The sequence below is a fragment of the Bradyrhizobium sp. AZCC 1721 genome (assembly GCF_036924715.1).
Taxonomy (GTDB): domain Bacteria; phylum Pseudomonadota; class Alphaproteobacteria; order Rhizobiales; family Xanthobacteraceae; genus Bradyrhizobium.
In genome coordinates, this window is record NZ_JAZHSB010000001.1 from 3,263,764 (window position 1) to 3,285,136 (window position 21,373).

A 21,373-nucleotide genomic window follows, 5' to 3' on the forward strand; every position below is an offset into this window, starting at 1 on the left:
CGAAAGGAGACACTGATGTTCGATTTAACTGGCAGGACGGCGCTGGTGACCGGCGCGACCGGCGGCATCGGCGGTGCGATCGCGCAGGCGTTGCATGGTCAAGGCGCGACGGTGGCGATCTCCGGAACGCGTCGCGAGGTGCTGGATTCGTTTGCCGGCAGGCTTGGCGAACGCGTCCACGTGCTGCCGTGCAACCTTTCCGACAGCGCGGAGGTCGAGGCGCTGGTGCCGGCGGCGGAGGCCGCGATGGGGCAGGTCGATATCCTGATCGCCAATGCGGGCATCACGCGCGACAATCTGTTTGTCCAGTTGCGTGACGAGGATTGGGACGACGTCATCAACGTCAACCTGACTGCGACCTTCCGTCTTGCCCGCGCCGCAACCAAACTGATGATGCGCAAGCGCTTCGGCCGGATCATAGCGATCACCTCGATCGTCGGCGTGACCGGCAACCCCGGCCAGGCCAACTACACCGCGTCGAAGGCCGGAATCATCGGCCTGATCAAGACGCTGGGTGCGGAATACGCCAAGCGCAACGTGACCGCCAATTGCATCGCGCCGGGATTTATCAAGACGCCGATGACCGACGCGCTAAACGACAAGCAGCGCGAGACCATCCTGACGAAGGTTCCTGCGGCGCGGCTAGGGACGCCGGAGGACATCGCGGCGGCAGCCGTCTATCTCGCCTCCAACGAGGCGGCCTACGTCACTGGCCAGACGATTCACGTCAACGGCGGAATGGCCATGATTTGAGCGAGTTATTGCCCCGATCTCTGCGGCCAAAGGCCGTTGTCCGGGGCGGGTGAGGCTTGTAGTCAAGGCTTGGGAAGTATGGTAACCGAACCCCCGACGGATGGGCAAACAAGGCCATTGCAGGATTTTGAAACCCTGTATATTGGCGTGGCGACGCCTGCCGTTCGCCGGGGCTTTGTCGGCTACCACCGGGCCGAATCAAGACTATGCGCGATAGCGAAGGAAGTTTAACGACCACGATAGCTCGTAGCGTCTCTGTAGCGTCTTGGGGTCGGGTCCAATAGAACAAGCACGAGGTTAAAGATGAGTGAGATTGGCGAGCGGGTTAAGAAGATTGTGGTCGAACACCTCGGTGTTGAACCCGATAAGGTTGTCGACAACGCAAGTTTTATCGACGACCTCGGCGCCGACAGCCTCGACACCGTCGAGCTTGTGATGGCATTTGAAGAAGAGTTCGGCTGTGAAATCCCCGATGACGCCGCTGAGACGATTTTGACCGTCGGCGACGCGACGAAGTTTCTCGAGAAGAACGCTAAGAGCTGACGTCCCGGGCGGGTAGAGACAGAGCCGGACGGGCCGTCATCAAACGGTCCCCCGGTTTCTTGTTTTGGGCCATTGGTTTCGGGCTGGAGTTTTGACATGAGGCGGGTTGTCGTCACGGGGCTGGGCATGGTTACGCCGCTCGGCTGCGGCGTTGACACAACGTGGGCGCGTATCATCAACGGTCAGAGCGGCGCCAAGAAGATCGACACGTTCGAAGTCGCCGATCTCGCCAGCCAGATCGCCTGCGTGATTCCGCGTGGCGACGGCTCAGATGGTACTTTCAATCCCGACCAGTGGATGGAGCCGAAGGAACAACGCAAGGTCGACGACTTCATCATCTTTGCGATGGCTGCGGCACGCCAGGCGCTCGACGACGCCAACTGGCATCCGGCGACCGAAGAAGACAAATGCGCCAGCGGCACCCTGATCGGTTCGGGGATCGGCGGCCTGTCCGGCATCGCCGAGACGTCGCTGCTGTTAAAGGAACGCGGGCCGCGCAGGGTTTCGCCGTTCTTCATTCCGGGGCGGCTGATCAATCTCGCTTCCGGTTATGTATCGATCGAGCATGGCCTCAAGGGCCCCAACCATTCCGTGGTCACGGCCTGTTCGACCGGCGCGCATGCGATCGGCGATGGTGCCCGCCTCATTGCGCTCGGCGACGCCGACGTGATGGTCGCGGGCGGCACGGAATCGCCGATCTGCCGGCTGGGGATGGCCGGATTCTGCGCGGCGCGCGCGCTCTCGACCGGCTTCAACGACGCGCCGCAAAGGGCCTCGCGGCCCTACGACAAGGACCGCGACGGATTCGTGATGGGCGAAGGCGCCGGCGTCGTGGTGCTCGAGGAATATGAGCACGCGAAAAAGCGCGGTGCGCGAATCTATTGCGAAGTGATCGGCTATGGCCTGTCGGGCGACGCCTATCACATCACCTCGCCGTCGCCGGATGGCGATGGCGGTTTCCGCAGCATGAGCGCGGCGATCAAACGCGCCGGCATCACGGTATCGGATATCGACTACATCAACGCCCACGGAACTTCGACGCAGATCGGCGACGAGATCGAACTCGGCGCGGTGGAGCGGCTGCTCGGCAACGCCGCCTCCAAGGTGTCGATGTCATCGACCAAGTCGTCGACCGGGCACCTGCTCGGCGCTGCCGGTGCAATCGAGGCCATTTTCAGTATCCTTGCGATTCGCGATAACATTGCTCCACCCACCATCAATTTGGAAAATCCGTCGGTGCAAACGGCGATCGATCTGGTGCCGCAGACCGCGCGCAAGCGCGAGATTAACGTCGCGCTGTCGAATTCCTTCGGTTTCGGGGGGACCAACGCCTCCGTGATCATTCGGCGCGTGGCCGACTAGCAAGTGTTTGGAACGACTCCACCGTTTTGCCGTATTCGGCGATGACTTCTACATGCGGGCGTATGCTATCGGCTGGGCAACGGATTGCCGAGTCGCGATTGAACCGACAGGATTCAGGTTGCATCGATGAGTGAGAGGCCGCCCATTTCACCACGAAGCCCGCGCGCTGCGTTGGAGCCCGAGCAGGTGCCGCCGCCGCCGAAGCGGTCGGATCGCGCCCGCAATCCATTCGTGGTGGTCGGCAATGCCATCTTCACCATCCTGATCATTCTGATGATCGGGGTGGGGGCGGTGTACTATTACGGCAGACAAATCCTGGAAACGCCCGGTCCGCTGAAGGAAGACAAGATCGTCAACATTCCCTCGCGTGCCGGAAAGCGCGACATCGCCGACGCGCTGCTGCGCGAAGGCGTGATCAACGTCAATCCCTGGGTATTCATCGGCGGCGTGTTTGCGCTGAAGGCGAGCTCCGACCTCAAGCCCGGCGAATATTCCTTCCAGAAGAGCGCCAGCCTGCGCGACGTCATCGCCACCATCGTCGAAGGCAAGGTGGTGCAGCATGCCGTCACGATTCCGGAAGGTCTGACCTCCGAACAAATCGTGACGCGACTCCTCGACAACGACATCTTCGCCGGCTCGGTTCGGGAAATACCCCGCGAAGGCACGTTGCTGCCCGAAACCTACAAGTTTCCGCGCGGCACCACGCGCGAGCAGGTGATCCAGCGCATGCAGCAGACCCAGAAGCGGGTGCTCACGGAAATCTGGGAGCGCCGCAACCCGGACGTTCCGGTCAGGTCGCTGGATCAGCTCATCACGCTGGCCTCGATCATCGAGAAGGAAACCGGCCGGGCCGACGAGCGCAGCCGCGTGGCGGCGGTATTCGCCAATCGCCTGCGGCAAAGGATCAAGCTGCAGTCGGATCCGACGATCATCTATGGCCTGGTCGGCGGTAAGGGAACGCTGGGCCGGCCGATCAAGCGCTCCGAAATTACGCAGCCGTCGCCCTACAACACCTATGTGATCGACGGTTTGCCGCCCGGGCCGATCGCCAATCCGGGCCGCGCCTCGCTCGAAGCGGCCGCCAACCCGGCACGCACGCGCGACCTGTTCTTCGTGGCTGATGGAACGGGTGGGCACGCCTTTACCGAGACCTACGACCAGCACCAGAAGAACGTTGCCAAGCTGCGGTCGCTGGAAAAGCAGATTCAGAACGACACCGTCGAACCATCGGAGGACGCGCCGCCGCCGACGGCGGCCGGAGCACCGGCCGATACCAATCCAACCGCGACGACGCCGCGGCCGGCAGCGCCGGCTAAAAAGCCGCCCGCCCGTCCTCCGGCACCTGCAACCCCGCCGGCCCGCCAGGGCGCCGCGCAATCGACCACGACGCCGCCGGTGGTTCAGCGCTGACGCCGGCGGGTCGCGAAGGCGTTCCACGCCGCAGCCGGAACGCAATTCCACTTTGGGTGAAATAGGCTTATGGTCCCGCCGTTCATTTCGAGTCTCGAAATCCCTGTCTTTTGGAGAGTGTTACGCGATGGCGCTATCGAGCATGACCGGTTTTGCCCGGAGCCACGGCGCCAGCGGCCCCTACACGTTCGAATGGGAACTGAAGTCCGTCAACGCCAAAGGCTTTGACCTGCGCCTGCGCCTGCCGCCCGGTTGGGACGAACTCGAGGCCTTTGCCAAGAAACGCGCCGGCGAGGTGCTGTCGCGGGGCACGGTGTACGTCAATCTCAACGTCAAGCGCGCCAACGCGGTCTCGACCGTGCGCATCAATGAAGACGTGCTCGCCTCGATCGTAAAGGTCGCAGGCGTGCTCGCCGGCAAGATCGACGCGGTGGCGCCCAGCATCGACGGACTGCTCGGCATTAAGGGCGTCATCGAGGTGGTCGAACCCGAAAGCGATGAGGCGGAGGACAAGGCGGCAAAGGATGCGGCGGCAGCCGCCTTCGAGCAGGCACTCGGCCATCTCGTCGAGATGCGCCGCCGCGAGGGCGTGACGCTCGGGCAAATCCTGATCCAGCGCATGGATGAAATCGAAAGGTTGGCGAAAAAGGCCGAGGCCGCGCCTGGCCGCAAGCCGGAGGCGATCAGGGCCCGCCTGGCCGAGCAGGTGGCGGCGCTGCTGGAGACTTCCGAACGCTTCGATCCTGACCGGCTCAATCAGGAAGCGATCCTGATTGCGACCAAGGCCGACATTCGCGAAGAGCTCGACCGCATCGCCTCGCACGTCGCGCAGGCCCGCGAGATGATCGGCAAGGGCGGACCGGTCGGGCGGCGGCTCGATTTCCTCGCCCAGGAATTCAACCGCGAGGTCAACACCTGCTGCTCCAAATCGAACGATCTGGAATTGACCCAGACCGGGCTCGAGATGAAAAACGTGGTCGAGCAATTCCGCGAGCAGGTCCAGAATCTGGAGTGACCGATGACGGCTGGTGGTTTCGACGGAGTTGAACGGCGCGGGCTGATGTTCGTGCTCTCCTCGCCCTCGGGCGCGGGCAAGACCACGCTGTCGCGCATGTTGATCGCCGAGACACCTGCGCTGCAAATGTCAGTATCGGCGACCACGAGGCCGAAGCGGCCCGGTGAGGTCAACGGCAAGGATTACTTCTTTGTCGATCATGCACGATTTGAGACGATGGTCGCCAACGGCGAACTGCTGGAGTGGGCAACCGTATTTGACAACCGCTACGGCACGCCGCGCGCGCCGGTCGAAGCGGCATTATCCTCCGGGCAGGACGTGCTGTTTGATATCGACTGGCAGGGCACTCAACAACTGCGCGACCGGTCGCCGAAGGATGTGGTCAGTGTTTTCATTCTTCCGCCGTCGGTATCGGCATTGGAACAACGCCTGCACACGCGCGCGCAAGATTCGGAAGAGGTCATCCGCGCCCGTATGCGAAAGGCCGGCGACGAGATGAGTCATTTCGATGCCTACGATTACATTGTGGTCAACGACAATATCGGCATAGCCTTCGAAGCCGTAAAATCAATCTTGCGCGCGGAACAGTTGAAGCGAGAGCGGCAAGTAGGCCTCTCAGATTTCGTTCTCGGCTTGCGGCGCCAGTTGGAAAAATGACTGCCGCGTAGGCTTACGTCTGTGCGCTGCGGGCGAGCCGGGCCAGCATTTCCGTAACCTGCTGATCGCGCTCTCGCTCCTGAGGGACGCGTGCTCGTTCCTGCGGTGCCCGCACCACTCGCTCCTGCGGTGCCCGCACTCGCTCCTGGGGTACGCGCACTCGTTCTTGCGGTACGCGTACACGTTCCTGGGGTACGCGGGCGCGCTCTTGCGGCACGCGGGGCCGCTCCTTCGGCACGCGGGTATGCTGTACAGCGCCGGTGCGCCGCAGGCGGGCGTCTTCATCGTGGAACACCGGCGGCGCGGGACGCTTGGTGCGCGCGGCATCCCACATCGCGCGCCGCTTGCGGCGTATGGCGCGGCGCGCCCGCATGCGCCCGATCCTGACAATCGCGCTTACCGTGAGGCCGGCGAGCGCCAGCGCTGCCGCCATCACCAGCAGCAACTTCTGCAGCGAGGCGGTCGGCTTTGCCGATTCTGGCGTGACAGGCGCAACCTGTTCTGCTGCGGGCTGCTGCACTTCCTCCACCTGCGCTGGCTGGTCTGCGGGCGCGTTGGCGGCAGCGAATTGTTGATCGGTCGGGGTGGTCGAGGAACTTGCGTCGGGAGTGCCGTTCCAGCGCATGTTCGCCAACGGCGCCGGTGCGAGCACGTTCGGCATGGCAGCGCTTGGTCCGTTCTGGGCGGCGGGCGCGGAAGTTGCGCCAGTCGTTCGCGGCTCGGCTTTGACTAGCGAACTTGCCGCTGCACGGTTTTGCTGGGCAACCCATTCGGCACGCGCGTCGTCGAACGATTTGCGCGAGCTCGCTTGCACCGGTGCCGGTTCAGCGGCTGGCGGCGATGCCGCCGGGGCTGATGCGGGCGGCGCGGCGCGTGCAAATTTGTCGTCGGCCTTGTCGTTCTCCTCGCGGAGATACCAGCATTGACGTTTGGTGACGCGGTCGATGCGATAGTACCAATGGCTGCCCGACGGCGTCGCACCCTTCGGCGTGGACAGGCAACTGTCGGCTGCGGCGGCCTGCGCCACTGGAGCGGCCTGCGCTTCCGACACCTGGGCCCGGAGATCCGTCATGGTGGCGAGGCTCGCTCCCGCCACAACACCGGCAAAGAGAGCCGGGACGAATTTCACGGAACACTTCGACATCTACATCCCCGGCAACGCTACGCTACTCGACGCTTGATGCGCCCAATCTGGTCAGAGACTTGGGTCGCAATGAGCCGCAATTTCGGAGCAGATGGGGTATAATTGCGGCTCGCGCGCCGCCTCATATGTGGCGGGCTAAGCTCATGAAAAATATGTGGAAAACAGCGGCCTTTCTGTGGTTTGGAAGGGCTGTTGTTTAGAAGCGATCCAACGTTCTGAACATTCGTCCGATCGCACGAATGAACCGGAGCCGCTGCGGCGCGAGGGTGGGGCAGGTGATGCCGGTGCTTGGATACGCATCGTTGTTTTCGACAGATGTAGCTGACGCAGGACAAAGCATGGCGATCTCGCGGCGCGCAGCGCCCGAAGTTATACGATCTGCGATGCCCTCTTAAGATAGAGGGCGCAGGGAAAGCCGGGTGCCCATGACACCCGCAGTCGTGCGCAAGAATGCACACGGTGGACCGCAGGTGCGCCGGAACACCCGGCCTTCCCTGCGCAGTGGTTTTAACGCTTATGCCGCGATCTCCCCGGAGCCGAATTCCTCTGGCCTCCGTCGCCGATGGATTGGCGATTGATCGAAGGCCCGGTTGGGCCCGACAATCTCCATCGGCTTGACACCAGCAACGGGTGCCAGGACCACGCGGTTTTGCCGTCCGCAGCTTCCTCGGGCCGAAGCGCTTCAACCAGCCCGTATGCTGCCGGAAGAAGTTTTGGCCGAGGCGTTTAAGCGCCGGTCGTCTGCGTGCCGTTCAATCGCTCACGAGGCAAAGCCCGCCCTGCAATCACGCGCGCGCCTGACGCTGCTGCGTCCACCGCATTCCATGCCCAACGTCCGTGACGTTCGCGATACGTCCCTCTTGGCGGGCCGGAACGGGCGAAGTTGTACGGCTGATTTGGGTGCGGCGAGAAGCGGAATATTTTTGATTCCCGGGCTTGACATGATTTCGGAAAATCAGAAGTGATTTGCCTGTCGCGCCGGTTGGTCGCAGCTAGCTGATTAGCCGCAATTCCAGATCGGCCCGATCGGCGTGCGCGTCCAGCAAGGACCGAAGCTGCCGCCATTGTAGCGACCGCCGTAAAAGCCGGGCCGACCGAAATAGTGCCAGTCGCCATCGTACCCGTAATAACGCGGGACAGGATCGATATACCAGGGGCGCAGGTTGGAACGCGCCATGCGCGAAATCGAATTTTTCCGGGTGTAAGCTGGAAGGCTGTTGTTCGGCGGCTGTTGATAGCCCGGCAGGAAGCCGTAGCCGTGCCAGCGTGGCGCCGGCCGTTTATGAGGTGGCGCAGCCGCCGCGACGACGGGCAGCAGCGATAGGATGATAGCGATCGAAACGAGGCGCAACATAAGCACACCATAGACGGCCAGTTCGGGCGTGTACTCATTAAGCGACTAACTGATGTCCGCTCAACCCTCAACAGCGGCGGAATAGCGGACATAGCCCGATGTCGCAGAAGTGCCATAACCGGACTCATGCGCCGCAGCAGAGTGCCGCCATTCGATCACCTCGTGGGCATTGGAGAGCTACTCGGGCAACCCCGCTTTCCGAAGACCCTCGATCTGCAGCTTCGCGTTGGATTGCCCACCACGGGCGATGAACGCGGATATTGTAAACGCGGGATCAAGCTCAAGCACGCGCGCCGCCGCCTCACGGGCCTCCGCATCACGTCCGAGGTGGGCGAAAGCGGACGCGAGACAGCGGTAAGCCGCCGAATAGGAGGGGTTGTGGCGCTGGGCTTTCTTCGCTGCGACGACGGCCTCGTCAAAGCGACGAAGCTCAATGAAGGCATTTCCCATTCCAACAAACGGCAGGTGTGACTGCGGGTCTACCGGGCTCATGCGCATGGCACGTTCAAAGCTCCTGACCGCTTCCTCCGGCAGCCCCGCAACTCTATGGACTTGGCCTCTGCAGGTCCATGCACGAAATGAATTTGGGTTGAGCGCGACCGCCCGGTCCGCCAATTCGACACTACTTTCACTATCGCCAACCATGTACGCCGAGATTATGCCAGCCCATGCCAACGTGTCTGGATCACCATCGTCGAGGCTCAAGGCCAAGCGAACAAGCCGAACTGCTTCCTTGCGCTCGAATTGAGGATCGACAGCATAGCCCCAAACGACGTTGTTCATGTGACACATAGCTGCCAGAGCCGCAACGACGCCAAACCGAGGGTCTAGCTCCAAAGCGCGATGAGCCAGCCTTGTCGCCTCGGCCACCCCTTCGCTGGTCGTCAAATAATACTGCTGCATGGCTCGAAGAAACAAATCATAGGCGGTGAGGTTCTCTGGTCGGCGCCGCGTCGCCATACCAATCTCTGTTTGAAGCAGCTTGGGCTGAATGGCTGAGACAACAGCGACAGTCACTTCGTCCTGGAGAGCGAAAACGTCCGTCATGTCACGCTCGAACCTGTCCGCCCAAATGTGCGCGCCCGTCACCGCATCAATCAACTGCCCTGTGATGCGAACTTTCCCTGACGCCTTGCGCACAGAGCCCTCAAGGACGTAGCGCACACCGAGCCTGCGCCCGACTTCCTTGATATCGACGGCCTTGCCTTTGAAGGTGAAGCTCGAATTGCGGGCGATCACGAACAGCCATTTGAACCGCGAGAGCGCTGTGATTATTTCGTCAACCATGCCATCCGCGAAATACTCCTGCTCAGGATCGCCGCTCATGTTCTCGAACGGCAGCACGGCGACGGAGGGCTTGTCCGGGAGTGGTGGGGCCGCACTCAGCCTATCGATCCGCGCGCTATACCCTCCTGCGCGTACCGCGTAAGCACGGATCAGCTTAGAGATGTTCTTGAGCTGCTGTTCGCCCCGGTCCTCGAGGCCAACGTCCAGCTTACCCTCGACCTCAGTGTACACCTTCTCGGAAATCAGGATGCCGCCCGGATCGGCGACCCCTTCCAGCCGGACCGCGATGTTGATCCCGTCGCCAAATAGATCGTCGTCAGCCCCGACGATGACCTCTCCGAGATTGACCCCGATGCGCAGCTTAAGGGAGCTTCGGCCTGACGCGATGCTTTCCTGTATCTCCACCGCGCATCGCACCGCAGCCGACGGACTCGCGAACTCGGCCAACGCGCCGTCACCCGTGGTCTTGATCAGCCGCCCGTCGTGGCGGGAGAGGCCAGGCTCAATTACTTCGCGCTTCAGCCGCTCGAACTCGGCGTAAGTGGCTTCCTCAGCGCGTTGCATCAACGCGGAGTAGCCGACCACGTCGGCAGCCAAGATCGCCGCTAATCGCCTTTGAACCCGCTGCTCGGTCACGGCACCCTCGAAACGACCAGACTAACCACGCCGGAGGGGCGGAAAGCAGCTTAGCACTTTGTTGCGCATCTGTGAGCGGTAATCGCGGGAGGGCCTTGTTGCCCCAAACGGCATTTGCTGTGCCCGTGGCACGGCGGCAATAAGCGTGCGGCAAATTCGGGAAGTCCGAGTTGGGCCAAAGGCGACATCGCCCTTCCACGATCTCAGGAATAGGAATAGGCTATTCGCGCCCGTTCGCATCGGATTACCGCCGCGGAGGGACTGCAATGAAACTTCCCCACCGAAGGCAGTTTCTGCATTTGGCTGCGGCCACTGCCGCGCTACCGGCGCTCTCGACGATCGCGCGAGCGCAAGCCTATCCGACGCGGCCGGTGCGCATCATCGTCGGCTTTCCCGCTGGCGGCTCCGGGGACTTTCACGCTCGTCTAATGGGTCAGTGGTTATCGGAGCGGCTCGGCCAGCAATTCGTCGTCGACAACCGGCCGGGTGCCGGCGGCAATATTGGCACGGAGGCAGTCGTCCGTGCACCGGCCGACGGCTATACGCTCCTGCTGGCCTTAACGCCGAACGCAATCAACGCAACGCTCTACGACAGGCTTAACTTCAACTTCATCCGGGACATTGCACCGGTTGCCGGGATCGTGCATGGGCCCCAAGTCATGGTGATGCATCCTGCTCATCCCACCAGAACCGTTCCGGACTTCATCGCCTACGCCAAGGCCAATCCCGGCAAGATCAACATGGCGTCGGGCGGCGTCGGGACGCCGGGCCATCTGGCCGGCGAGCTGTTCAAGATCATGACTGGCGTCAACTTAATTCACGTGCCCTATCGCGGCGAAGGACCTGCCCTTACCGACGCGATTAGTGGGCAGTTCGAGCTAATGTTCGTCAGCGGGAGCCCATCACTTGAGTTCATCCGGGCTGGTAAACTGCGAGCCCTTGCGGTGACCACCGCAACGCGGTCGCCGGCGCTGCCGGACGTGCCGACCATTGCCGAAACGGTCCCCGGATATGAGGTGACCGTGTGGGCGGGGATGGGTGCGCCGAAGGGCACACCGTCCGAGATCATTCACAAGCTCAACGATCATATCAATGCCGGACTAGCAAGCCCCGGTATCAAGGCGCGATACGCCGATCTGGGCCTTACGCCTCTTGTTTTCTCGCCATCTGACTTCGGAAAATTCGTCGCTGACGACACGCAAAGGTGGGCGAAGGTGATCCGCGCGGCCAACATCAAGCTGAAGTAATTTCGACCCGCCGATGTTTCATACTGCCGATACGCAAACGCCGATCGCTCGATGACCGGTTAGGGTCAAAGCTGTCCGCTTTGGCGGTCTGGCGATCACTTCCGAGCTGGCGCTATAAGCGAACCATTTCGGAGCTCATTCGCATGTCGTAAAGCGGCCAACAAAGGAAGTCCCGCTTATTCGATCATCGTCCCAACGGGCGAGCATCTTTCTGCGATGGTCATTCGGGCAGCCCGGCTCGCCGCAATCCTTCCTCGTATCGCGAGAGGTCTTCGGCAAGCCGAATAGGGGGAGCACGTCTTTGAGATTGGAAATACGCAGCGTGGGATTGAGTTGCCGCAGCCGAGCCATTGCCTTGTGTGCTTGCTCCGGCCGTCCGGCCATCGCATTGCTTGCGGCAGCGATGCGTAATCCAGATTGATGGTCCGGATCGTCCTGCAATACCATTGCCGCCCACGATGCCGCTTCGTCATAGCGGCCCAGTAAGAAATGGGCAATCGCGGTCCCGGCCCGCATTCCGCTCACCCGCGGATCAAGTGGGCTCAGGCGCATCGCACGCGCGAAGCGCTCGATCGCCGCTTCCGGCTCGCCGAGCCAGTTTTTCGCCCAGCCGCCGCAAAGCCATGCCATGGCCAAATTGGAATTGAGCATCAGCGCGCGATCGATCAAGGCGGCGCCTGCCTCGACATCGCGAACAACATTCACTAACGCCCACCCACTGTCGGCGAGCGCAGTCGCGTCATCCTTGCCCAACTCAATCGCCCGCTGGGCCAGCCTTTTTACTTCGGCAATCTCGTTCCCTGTGACTGTAATCCAGCCATTGATCTTGGCAAAGACGTAGCAAGAGGCGGCGCGACCGTAGGCGGAGGCAAAATCCGGGTCGAGCTCGATCGCGCTGTTGAACAGGCGCAATGCCTCGTCGTTCGCTTGCCGGCTGGCAAACTGATAAAGCCTGGCCAAACCGCGTAAATAGAGGGCATAGGCGTCGAGACTCTCGGTCGGCTTGCGCTTGGCACGCTCGATCTCGGCTTTTTCCACCACCGGCGCGATCGCCCCGACAACGCTCTCGGTGACCTGGTCCTGCAGACCGAAGATGTCGCCGATCCCGCCATCAAACCGGTCTGCCCAAAGATGCGCCCCGGTGGCGGTATCGACGAGCTGTCCCGTGATGCGTACCCGGTTGGCCGCTTTGCGAACGCTGCCTTCCAGCACGTAGCGCACCCCAAGCTCGCGTCCCACCTGCTTCACGTCGACGGCGCGCCCCTTGTAGGTGAAGCTCGAGTTGCGGGCGATGACGAACAGCGCCTTGAAATGGGACAGCGCCGTGATGATGTCATCGACCATTCCATCGGCAAAGTAGTCCTGTTCTGGATCGCCGCTCATGTTGGCGAATGGCAGCACAGCGACAGAGGGCTTATCGGGGAGCGTAAGGGCGGCCTCATCAACACGCAGGCGGTTCGGCACGGCTGGCACGGCGCGACCGTATGGGACGCGCCAGACCCGCATCGGTTCGGCGATATTCTTCAAGGATTGCGAACCCAAATCCTCAAACGTTACATCTACCTTGCCCCGAATTTGCCGACGCGCGTCGTCCGAGATGCTGATACCGCCCGGCTCTGCAATCCCTTCGAGACGCACTGCAATATTGACCCCGTCACCAAAGATATCGTTCTCTTCGATAATGATATCACCGACGTGAATGCCGATGCGGAGCTCGATCCGCTTGTCCTGCGGCACGTCGATATTTTGTTCGACCATGCCGCGTTGAATTTCGTCGGCACATCGGACCGCGTCGACCACGCTGGCGAACTCGGCGATAGCGCCGTCCCCGGTATTCTTGACGACACGACCGTGATGCTGCGCGATTTTGGGATCGAAAAGCGTCCTTCTAAGCGCTTTCAGTCGCGCCAGCGTGCCTTCTTCGTCTATCCCTATTAAGCGGCAAGAGCCTGCGACATCCGCCGCCAGAATAGCTGCCAGTCGTCGCTCTACGTACTCGCTGCTCAAGATGCACCCCCAAGGTTGGGGGAAATTGAATGTTCATATAGCACAATTGTGGGCCCATGTCCGGCTATGCGCACGTCGGAAAATGGGTCTTGGCCGTGTAAAAACACCCTTCCCAGGGAAGTTTGTGAGAAGTCTGGACCGGTTCGGTCTCAGGCGACGATCGCAGCCATCAGCGGCTTGGTCCAGACGATGTTCATGACCCGTGTTAGATTATAGGCAAGGACCGCGAGAGCCATCTCGGCTGCTACTTTTGGAAGCGTTTTGGTGAGGAAGTGTGTCGCTCCCATGCGGGCCTTCATCGTGCCGAACGGATGCTCGACCGTCTCGCGACGCACGCGCATGGCATGCGGGTTTGCATCAAGGCGCCGCTGCACAGCTTCGAGCAGATGCACATGCTCCCATCGTGGAATCCGCCGCTCCGGTCCTGTCGTGCATTGCGACTTAAGAGAACAATCTTGACAAGCTGTGGCCCAATAGCGCCGTAGCCGCTTGCCGTCCTCCTCGCTCGTAAAGCGATATGGCAGTTGCTCCCCGGCTGGACAGCGATAGGCGTCCTCCTTGGCAAATAGACAAAGTCCTGCTTGCCGAAGCGGCCATCTGACTTGGCACCCGACGTCTGCGGCTTGAGCAAAGTTACTGTGATGCCGGCCTCGTGACACGCGAGGAATTACGGTGACAGTGCACTCAATACGCGTCGAGAACCAACGTTAAGTGCACTGTCATCGAGATAAGTGCACTGTCACCGTAATCTCACCGCATTCCATGCCCAACGTCCGTGACGTTCGCGATACGCCCCTCTTGGCGGGCCGGAACGGGCGAAGTTGTACGGCTGATTTGGGTGCGGCGAGAAGCGGAATATTTTTGATTCCCGGGCTTGACACGATTTCGGAAAATCAGAAGTGATTTGCCTGTCGCGCCGGTTGGTCGCAGCTAGCTTATCAGCCGCAATTCCAGATCGGCCCGATCGGCGTGCGCGTCCAGCAAGGGCCGAAGCTGCCGCCATTGTAGCGACCGCCGTAAAAGCCGGGCCGACCGAAATAGTGCCAGTCGCCATCGTACCCGAAATAACGCGGGACAGGATCGATATACCAAGGGCGCCGGTTGGAACGCGCCATGCGCGAAATTGAATCTTTCCGAGTGTAAGCTGGAAGGCTGTTGTTCGGCGGCTGTTGATAGCCCGGCAGGAAGCCGTAGCCGTGCTAGCGTGGCGCCGGCCGTTTATGAGGTGGCGCAGCCGCCGCGACGACGGGCAGCAGCGATAGGATGATAGCGATCGAAACGAGGCGCAACATAAGCACACCATAGACGGCCAGCTAGTGAGAGGCGATTCAAAATCTGCGAACAGTGCGGAATTACGGTGACGGCACCGCAGTCCAGCAGTAGCTAGCGCTGTACGGCGGCTCCGCTTTGCGCCGAGCGCTTCCCTAGCGTATATCCAAACCGGGCCTTAAGGCGTCCTTGGACTTCATCACGGCAAGCGTTTGGTCGAGTGTGTCTTGGTCGGCCTTAGCATTGTGTTCCATCCTCCAACCGTGGAAGATGTAGGTTGGTGTGCGATCTTCGTAGCCGTGATGGACGCCACGGTAAACTACCACGCGCACGTTCTTGTCGCTCAAAGCTTCGCAAACCTTGGAATCATTGGCGCAGCACGTGGTGATGCGTTGCTGAGCCGGGGCCCACCTGCCGGGTGCTGGGTCCCGGCTCTGCGAAGCAGCGTTTCACGTTGCTTCGCGTCCGGGACATGAAAAAAGACTCAACAGACCCGGCCAGCATCAGGCGTTAAGTGCACTGTCACCGCAATCCCGGATTCTGCTTTAATGGGCTGAAAGCCGGAAGCAGACCACGCTCCGTCCGTCAACTCGCGACTCCGGCCGAAAATGCTGCCAGGAACGCCTTTCCCTGCGGCCAATCCTCAAGCCCACTTGCCTCGTTGATATGGCCAAGCTCTCCTACTTCGACGATGCCGCTGCCCCACTGGCCCGCTCTCTCGCGGGCATACTCGATAGTGCCATATGGATCGTTCGTGCTCGCGATGATGAGCGAGGGAAACCTAAATTTGCTCGATGGCGGATTGGCGAAAGAGGCGGCTTCGACGGGGAAGGCCTGCGCTTCTGGATTCGGAACGGCAACAAGAAATGCGCCCGCGACTGGCGCTGTAGAAACCTGCTGCCAGTGTGCAACCAATAGGCAGGCCAGGCTGTGAGCGACGAGGAGCGGCGGTTTTGAAGCTGAGCCGACGGCGCGATCCAGCGCATCGAGCCAGTCCTTGAGGTCAGGCCGATCCCAGTCGATGGGCTGGAAGCGCCGGCAGCGCGGGTTGCTCTTTTCCCATCGGGTTTGCCAATGCAATTCACCCGATGCGCCAATTCCCGGCAGGATAACGATGTCGGTCATGTCAGCTCCGTTGTTCTTGCAACGGGGCGAAACTGACGTCTTCCGCTACGGTCTGGAATGGGCAATCATCGGAAAAGATGTCCTCTTGCCGATGGATTCAAGGTCTTCATGTCATTTCGAGAAAGTTTTGCCCCAGCACTGGACCCGACCGATGTTGCGATCATCGAAGCCATGCAGGAGGATGGGCGCATAGCGATTTCCGAGCTTGGCCGCAGAATAGGGCTCTCGCAGCCCGCGACCTCTGAACGGGTTAAGCGGCTGGAGGAGCGCGGAATCATCACCGGCTATACTGCGAAGATCAATCCGGCCGCGCTGGGCTTGCGGATGATGGCCATCATCCGACTGCGCACGACCCACGAACATATCCAGTCCTGCCAGAAGCAGTTTGCCAAAATGCCTCACGTCATGGAGGTGCTGCGGCTGACAGGCGAGGATTGCTTCATTCTCAAGGTCTTCGTGCCGTCCCCGCAAGAGCTTGAAACGATCGTGGATACGATCGCCCGGCACGGTGCAGTCACGACCTCGCTGGTCTTGCGCAGCGAGCCGCCAAAGCCGATCGGGCGCGCGTTGATCCAGCGAGGGTAGGGCGTGTGCTCATAAATTACGGCGACAGCAAGCGTAGCCCGAATTACGGTGACAGTGCACTCAATACGCGTCGAGGACCAACGTTAGGTGCACTGTCATCGAGATAAGTGCATTGGACTGCACCCCGGAAGGAGACTCGATAATGTCCGTGACAGTGCGGTTGCCATGATGCGTTATCGCGCTTTGTTTTGCGCGAACGCGGTTTCGAACTCAAGGGGGCGATTGGTATCTGAGCGCCGAGTGCAGCCGGTCCTTGTTCTAGACCGCCGCGCCACGGTGAAACTAACTTCGCTGTCAGAAACTGTCGCATTTGTCATTGGTCATCGCGGGATCATTTGCATCGCTTGATCGTCTTCCTCCTGCGACGGCATTCGTCGCTATGGTCCAATCACGGGAGGAGAATCGCAAATGAACAGCAGGCTCCTTAATGGCCTCATCGCGGCTGCGCTTGGTACGACGCTGGCGCTTGCGTCGCCGGCGCTCGCGCAGCGTGGCGGCGGCGGTATGGGTGGTGGCGGCGGACACGCCGCTGGCGGTATGGGTGGCGGCAGTGGTGGCGGTCACGCCGCCGGTGCTGTCGGGGGTGGCGGTGGTGGCGGTGGTATCGGAGGCGGCGGCATGCGCGCCGGCGGTGGCGGTGGTTTCGGCGGTGGCATGCACGCCGGAGGCTTCGGCGGCGGGATGCGTGCCGGCGCCGTGGGCGGCGGTCCGCGCGTTGGCGGCACGAACATCGGCGGCGGCGCGCGCTTTTCCGGCGCAGGACCCCGTTTCAGCGGCAGCCGTTTCGCAGGGTCGTCCTTTGCGCATGCCGGAGCCTCGCCGCGGTTCGCATTCCACGGCGGCCGATTCCATCGCGGCTTCCATCACCGCCATCATCATCGCTTCCACCGCTTTGCGTTCATCGGCACGCCCGCAGTTTACGCCGCTTACGACGACTGCTGGCGCAGGGTTTGGACGCCGCGTGGATTCCGGGTGGTCAATGTCTGCGGCGACTACGGTTACTACTAGAGCATGATCCGGACCCGCGGGGCTGCGTTAGCGCAAAGTGGGTACCGGTTTTCCCTCGCGACAAACGCGGAACGCGTTAGCGCGGAGATCATGCTCCAAACAAAAGGATCGAGCGTGATGGGTTCGGAGTGGACGCGCGGCCTTCGGTCACCTCTCCGGCCCGGAACGTCGTGATGGTCGCAACCCGAGGACGGCAATCCGGACGCCGGATCGGCCGTCGGCCTCACGCTTATTTGCGCCTCCGCAGGCAACCCTCGGACGACGCGTGGGTTGGTTCGGCCATGGAGTCGCGCAACGACTTTCCGATTTTCTTGGGTTCGGCTTTTGAGCAGTCGTTCGGAGACGAAACGCCATGACGGGAGGTCACCGCCGTATTCTGGTCGTTGAAGATGACCCGGAAACCGCCGGCCAGCTTGTGGATTCGCTCACGACCAGCGGCTACCAGGTGGATCTGGCCGCCACCGGCCATGAGGCGTTGCGTCGCAGCGCCGCCAGCGACTATGCCGTGATCACCATCGACCGCATGCTTCCGGATATCGACGGCATCGCAGTGATGCGGCAACTGCGCGACGATGGCAACGCCGCGCCTGTCCTGATCATCAGCGCGCTCGGTGAGGTCGACGATCGGGTGCGCGGCTTGCGCGCCGGCGGCGACGACTATCTGGTGAAGCCATTTTCGTTCGTCGAACTACTGGCGCGGGTCGAGGCGCTGGGGCGCCGCAGCGACACCATCGTGAAGGAGACCATTTTGCGGGTGGGCGATCTCGTGATCGACCTGGTGTCTCGCACCGCCAGTCGGCGCGGCAAAGACATCTTGCTGTTGCCGCGGGAATTTCAGTTGCTGGAGTATCTGGTGCGCAACGAAGGCCGCGTCGTATCACGCGCCATGCTGCTGCAGCAAGTCTGGGATCTTCATTTCGATCCCTCAACCAACATCATCGACGTCTATGTCGGGCGCGTTCGCCGCAAGGTCGACGGTCAGCAGGCTTATCCACTGATCCATACGGTGCGCGGCATCGGGTATTGTCTCCGTGCTCCTGGCTAAGACCTTCACCTCGTCGACGTTCAAGCAGGCGCTGCTCGGGATCGGGATTTTTGGCGTGATAGCGTCGGCGATTTTTGCCTACGTCTATCTCGCCACCTCCTCCTATGTGCGCAGCCAGTCGGACCGCGCCATCATGGTCGAGCTTGTCAGCCTGCGCGGAGCTTACGAGCGCTCCGGGCGCGATGGGCTGATCGCCCTGATCCGGCAACGCGTTGCCGACCAGACTTTTGCCGACAATATCTATCTCCTGGTCGATCCCGCATCGGCCGCGCTGGCCGGCAATCTCAAGACCTGGCCACCGGCGGTCACGGCGGCTGGGGGATGGGCCGAGTTTCGTGGAGTGGAGCCACCGCCCGGCGCAGACGGCCGGCCATTGCTGCGGGCGGCGGTCGAAACCTTTCCGAACGGCGATCGTCTGCTGGTCGGAAAGGATATCAGCGACCTCAACGGCTTTACCGATCACATCAAGACGGCGGTGGCCTTGAGCATTGCCTTGATGTTCATGATAGGCAGCGTTGCTAGCATCCTGGTGACGCGGCGGACGGTAGGGCGGATCGAGTCGATCAACGCCACCAGCCGTGCCGTCATGCTCAGCGGTCCCGACAAGCGTATCCCGCTGCGCGGCACCCATGACGAATGGGATCGCGTGGCGGAGAACCTCAATCTGATGCTGGACCGTATCGAAACCTTGATGGGCGAGATCAAGCAGGTGAGCGACAATGTCGCGCACGATTTGCGGACGCCGCTGACGCGCATGCGCGGACGGCTGGAGAAGGCCTGGCACGGGCCGCGCATCGGCGACGACGATCAGACGCTGATCGGCGACGCCATCGCCGACCTCGATGCTGTCTTGCGGATCTTTGCATCCATCACGCGGATCGCGCAGATCGAGACCCAGGCGCGAAAGGACGCGTTCCACCGCGTGGACCTGGCGGAGATCGCCGGCGAGGTGGTCGAGCTGTACGATGCCGCGGCCGAGCAGGACGGCACCCGTCTCACCATTGCCGGCGATCGCGAGGTGCTGGTGACCGGCGATCGCGATCTGATCTTCGATGCCATTGCCAATCTCGTGGACAATGCGATCAAGCACGGCCGTGCCGGAGGGCAGGTCGTGGTTGTGCACGAAACCATTGACGGTCAGCCGGCCGTCTCGGTCGCCGACGACGGCCCGGGAATTCCCGCCGATCAGCATGAGCATGTGTTCAAGCGCTTCTACCGGCTCGAACACAACCGCTACGCGCAGGGCAACGGTCTCGGATTGAGCCTGGTCGCCGCCGTTGCCCGTCTCCACGGCGCACGGATCGAACTGCTCGACAACGCGCCAGGGCTCAAGCTCCGACTCTGCTTTCCGACCGCAGGTTCGCGGAACGAGGCTTGATGGAGCCGTCCGACGCGGCGCCGGCGGCGTGCACATAGCTTGAGGTTTTGCGTAAGCCAACGACAGTGGAGTCCCGCGTCACGTGAGCGTTACGCCCAGTGTGAACCAGTTCATACACGCTAAAGTTTAGCCGATGTAGGAGAAGATCTCCCGCGATATTTCTAGTCATGGAGGGTTTGATGAAGCAGCCTTCTCTCTCGCTTCCGGCATTACTGTTCGGCATCATTCTCTACGCGCCCCAAGCTTACGCCCAGGCGAAATGCACTCAAGGTTATGTTTGGAGGGAGGCCACCCGCGGCGACTACGTGTGCGTCACGCCTCAAACCCGCAGGCAGGCCTGGAACGACAATGCGCAGCAGGACGCTCGGCGGGCAGGGCGTGGACCGTACGGATACGAGACTTGCAAGCAAGGTTACGTATGGCGCGAAGCAACGACGGACGACAAGGTCTGCGTCACGCCGGCGACGCGCGACCAGGCGCGCTACGACAATTCAAGGACGCGGCAGCGCGTCCACGCGCAGCGCATTGATTAATTACCTGTCAGCCTTTCCCGCATATCGCATGCGCTCACGCGGGCTACTTGCTGACAGCATCCAAGAAACGCAAGAAGGGCTCCAGCGGCGCTGAGGCCCTTCTTTTGCGGGAACGGTGCCGCAGGGGAGGTGCGACATCGCACCAATTCCTCACCTACCGATCGGTCCAGCGTCCCAGCCGGACCCCGATCTGATCGTCGCTAACCGTCGATTGCGTGCTTAGTCGCAGATGCGCTCGCGGATCCTGACGCGTTCACCAAAGCGGTTGGTGCGTTCGCGGATCACGATCCGGCAGTCATCTCTGTAATCACGGTAATAGGGACGATCATAGCCGGGACCAACATAAACGCCGCCCGGACCGACGCCGAACTCGATAGCGTTGGCCGTAGCGATGGTTCCGACCGTAAGCAGTGTCGCAATCGCCAAGACAGATAGCCTCATAGTTACCTCCTCTTGTCGATCAAAACCAAAGGCTTCGGAAGCCATTCGTTCCGCTCGGCGGAGATTTTGATAGCGCGCTCATCCTGGGTTCCGCCAAGGAACAATTGCAGCCATCTCGTCACTACGGTGGCAGTGCACGCAATTGACGTTGCGGATTCACAAGGCTTCGCTAGCAAGTTAAATCCGCTGCGACCTCGCAATTCTGGCTTCAGAATTCGAATTACGGTGATAGTGCATTTAGCTCGGGAAGAGCATTTAGCTCATCGGGAAGAGAGCGTTGAGTACACCGTAATTCCACTGTCCCAATTCCTCATTCTGAAGGAAGCCAGTGTTGCTGGCGGTTGGCTACTTGGCCCCAGCATGGTGACGCGCCGAGTGTGAGCCAATGGCCAAGGCGGGAAGTCGGCTCATTGGCGCGAAGTGGATTTCGCAGCCGTCAGCCGGGTCCGGAAATAACCCATGGGACACGGGTAACGGTGCTGCAGTCCTTGACGTTCTCTCAATTTGTGTCCATATGCGGATTAATCGACACTTGGCCGAACGACTGGGCCGCTTTGCCTTGCTGCTGACAGGC

The 21,373-nt window shown here is 61.4% G+C and carries 17 protein-coding genes and 3 pseudogenes; 11 read left to right on the forward strand and 9 right to left on the reverse strand.

What is annotated here, in order from left to right; all coding sequences use genetic code 11:
• Positions 1 to 15 precede the first annotated feature (15 nt).
• The 6 genes from fabG to gmk all read left to right on the forward strand — a co-directional run bounded on the left by fabG (position 16) and on the right by gmk (position 5,740).
• Positions 16 to 753, forward strand: a complete 738-nt coding sequence (fabG, locus tag V1273_RS15430) for a 3-oxoacyl-[acyl-carrier-protein] reductase (RefSeq protein WP_334382471.1) — start codon at positions 16 to 18, stop codon at positions 751 to 753.
• A 303-nt stretch (positions 754 to 1,056) separates the two neighbouring features.
• A complete protein-coding gene (locus V1273_RS15435) occupies positions 1,057 to 1,296 on the forward strand; it encodes an acyl carrier protein (RefSeq protein WP_008969609.1) in 240 nt (79 codons plus the stop codon).
• A 96-nt stretch (positions 1,297 to 1,392) separates the two neighbouring features.
• The gene (fabF, locus tag V1273_RS15440; RefSeq protein WP_334368460.1) at positions 1,393 to 2,658 is read left to right on the forward strand and encodes a beta-ketoacyl-ACP synthase II; all 1,266 of its coding nucleotides are present in this window, start codon (positions 1,393 to 1,395) and stop codon (positions 2,656 to 2,658) included.
• Positions 2,659 to 2,784: 126 nt separating this feature from the next.
• Positions 2,785 to 4,068: an endolytic transglycosylase MltG gene (mltG, locus tag V1273_RS15445; protein WP_334368461.1), complete on the forward strand. Its 1,284-nt coding sequence runs from the start codon at positions 2,785 to 2,787 to the stop codon at positions 4,066 to 4,068.
• A gap of 127 nt (positions 4,069 to 4,195) precedes the next feature.
• Positions 4,196 to 5,083: a YicC/YloC family endoribonuclease gene (locus tag V1273_RS15450; RefSeq protein WP_334410132.1), complete on the forward strand. Its 888-nt coding sequence runs from the start codon at positions 4,196 to 4,198 to the stop codon at positions 5,081 to 5,083.
• A gap of 3 nt (positions 5,084 to 5,086) precedes the next feature.
• Positions 5,087 to 5,740 (forward strand): guanylate kinase, encoded by a 654-nt coding sequence (gene gmk / locus V1273_RS15455; protein WP_334410133.1) that lies wholly within the window; start codon positions 5,087 to 5,089, stop codon positions 5,738 to 5,740.
• 13 nt (positions 5,741 to 5,753) lie between these two features.
• On the opposite strand, the gene V1273_RS15460 is transcribed toward gmk, so the two are convergent.
• The 3 genes from V1273_RS15460 to V1273_RS15470 form a co-directional block, all read right to left on the reverse strand.
• The gene (locus V1273_RS15460; RefSeq protein WP_334410135.1) at positions 5,754 to 6,884 is read right to left on the reverse strand and encodes a hypothetical protein; all 1,131 of its coding nucleotides are present in this window, start codon (positions 6,882 to 6,884) and stop codon (positions 5,754 to 5,756) included.
• Between the two features lie 1,000 nt (positions 6,885 to 7,884).
• Positions 7,885 to 8,238 carry a hypothetical protein gene (locus V1273_RS15465; protein WP_334368465.1) on the reverse strand — a complete coding sequence of 118 codons (354 nt, stop codon included), beginning with the start codon at positions 8,236 to 8,238 and terminating at the stop codon, positions 7,885 to 7,887.
• Positions 8,239 to 8,415: 177 nt separating this feature from the next.
• A complete protein-coding gene (locus tag V1273_RS15470) occupies positions 8,416 to 10,161 on the reverse strand; it encodes an adenylate/guanylate cyclase domain-containing protein (RefSeq protein ID WP_334368466.1) in 1,746 nt (581 codons plus the stop codon).
• 266 nt (positions 10,162 to 10,427) lie between these two features.
• Between V1273_RS15470 and V1273_RS15475 the strand changes: the two genes are divergently transcribed.
• Positions 10,428 to 11,408 (forward strand): Bug family tripartite tricarboxylate transporter substrate binding protein, encoded by a 981-nt coding sequence (locus V1273_RS15475; RefSeq protein WP_442894092.1) that lies wholly within the window; start codon positions 10,428 to 10,430, stop codon positions 11,406 to 11,408.
• A 135-nt stretch (positions 11,409 to 11,543) separates the two neighbouring features.
• Here the strand turns inward: V1273_RS15475 and V1273_RS15480 are convergent, their stop codons facing one another.
• The 4 genes and pseudogenes from V1273_RS15480 to V1273_RS15495 all read right to left on the reverse strand — a co-directional run bounded on the left by V1273_RS15480 (position 11,544) and on the right by V1273_RS15495 (position 15,809).
• Positions 11,544 to 13,415: an adenylate/guanylate cyclase domain-containing protein gene (locus V1273_RS15480; RefSeq protein WP_334410137.1), complete on the reverse strand. Its 1,872-nt coding sequence runs from the start codon at positions 13,413 to 13,415 to the stop codon at positions 11,544 to 11,546.
• A 149-nt stretch (positions 13,416 to 13,564) separates the two neighbouring features.
• Positions 13,565 to 14,079: pseudogene (locus V1273_RS15485) on the reverse strand (transposase); the annotation flags it as partial.
• A 274-nt stretch (positions 14,080 to 14,353) separates the two neighbouring features.
• Positions 14,354 to 14,707: pseudogene (locus V1273_RS15490) on the reverse strand (hypothetical protein).
• A gap of 562 nt (positions 14,708 to 15,269) precedes the next feature.
• On the reverse strand, positions 15,270 to 15,809 hold the full coding sequence (locus V1273_RS15495; RefSeq protein WP_334410138.1) for an RBBP9/YdeN family alpha/beta hydrolase: 540 nt from the start codon (positions 15,807 to 15,809) through the stop codon (positions 15,270 to 15,272).
• A 108-nt stretch (positions 15,810 to 15,917) separates the two neighbouring features.
• Between V1273_RS15495 and V1273_RS15500 the strand changes: the two genes are divergently transcribed.
• On the forward strand, positions 15,918 to 16,394 hold the full coding sequence (locus V1273_RS15500) for an Lrp/AsnC family transcriptional regulator (protein ID WP_334368472.1): 477 nt from the start codon (positions 15,918 to 15,920) through the stop codon (positions 16,392 to 16,394).
• A gap of 294 nt (positions 16,395 to 16,688) precedes the next feature.
• Here V1273_RS15500 and V1273_RS15505 read toward each other — a convergent pair whose 3' ends face one another.
• A complete protein-coding gene (locus V1273_RS15505) occupies positions 16,689 to 17,270 on the reverse strand; it encodes a hypothetical protein (protein WP_334410139.1) in 582 nt (193 codons plus the stop codon).
• Between the two features lie 484 nt (positions 17,271 to 17,754).
• Here V1273_RS15505 and V1273_RS15510 point away from each other — a divergent pair, with 484 nt between their 5' ends.
• From V1273_RS15510 to V1273_RS15520, 3 genes and pseudogenes are all read left to right on the forward strand, one after another.
• Positions 17,755 to 18,447, forward strand: coding sequence for a response regulator transcription factor (locus tag V1273_RS15510; protein WP_028346485.1), 693 nt, complete (start codon positions 17,755 to 17,757; stop codon positions 18,445 to 18,447).
• A 430-nt stretch (positions 18,448 to 18,877) separates the two neighbouring features.
• Positions 18,878 to 19,825 (forward strand): annotated as a pseudogene (locus V1273_RS15515) (ATP-binding protein); the annotation flags it as partial.
• A gap of 179 nt (positions 19,826 to 20,004) precedes the next feature.
• Positions 20,005 to 20,358 carry a hypothetical protein gene (locus V1273_RS15520; protein WP_334368475.1) on the forward strand — a complete coding sequence of 118 codons (354 nt, stop codon included), beginning with the start codon at positions 20,005 to 20,007 and terminating at the stop codon, positions 20,356 to 20,358.
• A gap of 219 nt (positions 20,359 to 20,577) precedes the next feature.
• Here the strand turns inward: V1273_RS15520 and V1273_RS15525 are convergent, their stop codons facing one another.
• Complete coding sequence (locus V1273_RS15525) at positions 20,578 to 20,799, reverse strand: hypothetical protein (protein ID WP_334368476.1); 222 nt, start codon at positions 20,797 to 20,799, stop codon at positions 20,578 to 20,580.
• Between the last annotated feature and the right edge of the window lie 574 nt (positions 20,800 to 21,373).

Excerpts from the sequence above, each read along its gene's own strand:
- V1273_RS15500 (WP_334368472.1), top strand. The coding sequence starts at position 15,918 with ATGTCATTTCGAGAAAGTTTTGCCCCAGCACTGGACCCGACCGATGTT.
- V1273_RS15475 (WP_442894092.1), top strand. The coding sequence starts at position 10,428 with ATGAAACTTCCCCACCGAAGGCAGTTTCTGCATTTGGCTGCGGCCACT.
- V1273_RS15435 (WP_008969609.1), top strand. The coding sequence starts at position 1,057 with ATGAGTGAGATTGGCGAGCGGGTTAAGAAGATTGTGGTCGAACACCTC.
- V1273_RS15465 (WP_334368465.1), bottom strand. The coding sequence starts at position 8,238 with ATGTTGCGCCTCGTTTCGATCGCTATCATCCTATCGCTGCTGCCCGTC.
- V1273_RS15460 (WP_334410135.1), bottom strand. The coding sequence starts at position 6,884 with ATGTCGAAGTGTTCCGTGAAATTCGTCCCGGCTCTCTTTGCCGGTGTT.
- V1273_RS15495 (WP_334410138.1), bottom strand. The coding sequence starts at position 15,809 with ATGACCGACATCGTTATCCTGCCGGGAATTGGCGCATCGGGTGAATTG.
- V1273_RS15450 (WP_334410132.1), top strand. The coding sequence starts at position 4,196 with ATGGCGCTATCGAGCATGACCGGTTTTGCCCGGAGCCACGGCGCCAGC.
- fabF (WP_334368460.1), top strand. The coding sequence starts at position 1,393 with ATGAGGCGGGTTGTCGTCACGGGGCTGGGCATGGTTACGCCGCTCGGC.
- fabG (WP_334382471.1), top strand. The coding sequence starts at position 16 with ATGTTCGATTTAACTGGCAGGACGGCGCTGGTGACCGGCGCGACCGGC.
- V1273_RS15505 (WP_334410139.1), bottom strand. The coding sequence starts at position 17,270 with ATGATGGCGGTGATGGAAGCCGCGATGGAATCGGCCGCCGTGGAATGC.
- V1273_RS15520 (WP_334368475.1), top strand. The coding sequence starts at position 20,005 with ATGAAGCAGCCTTCTCTCTCGCTTCCGGCATTACTGTTCGGCATCATT.
- gmk (WP_334410133.1), top strand. The coding sequence starts at position 5,087 with ATGACGGCTGGTGGTTTCGACGGAGTTGAACGGCGCGGGCTGATGTTC.
- V1273_RS15525 (WP_334368476.1), bottom strand. The coding sequence starts at position 20,799 with ATGAGGCTATCTGTCTTGGCGATTGCGACACTGCTTACGGTCGGAACC.
- V1273_RS15510 (WP_028346485.1), top strand. The coding sequence starts at position 17,755 with ATGACGGGAGGTCACCGCCGTATTCTGGTCGTTGAAGATGACCCGGAA.
- mltG (WP_334368461.1), top strand. The coding sequence starts at position 2,785 with ATGAGTGAGAGGCCGCCCATTTCACCACGAAGCCCGCGCGCTGCGTTG.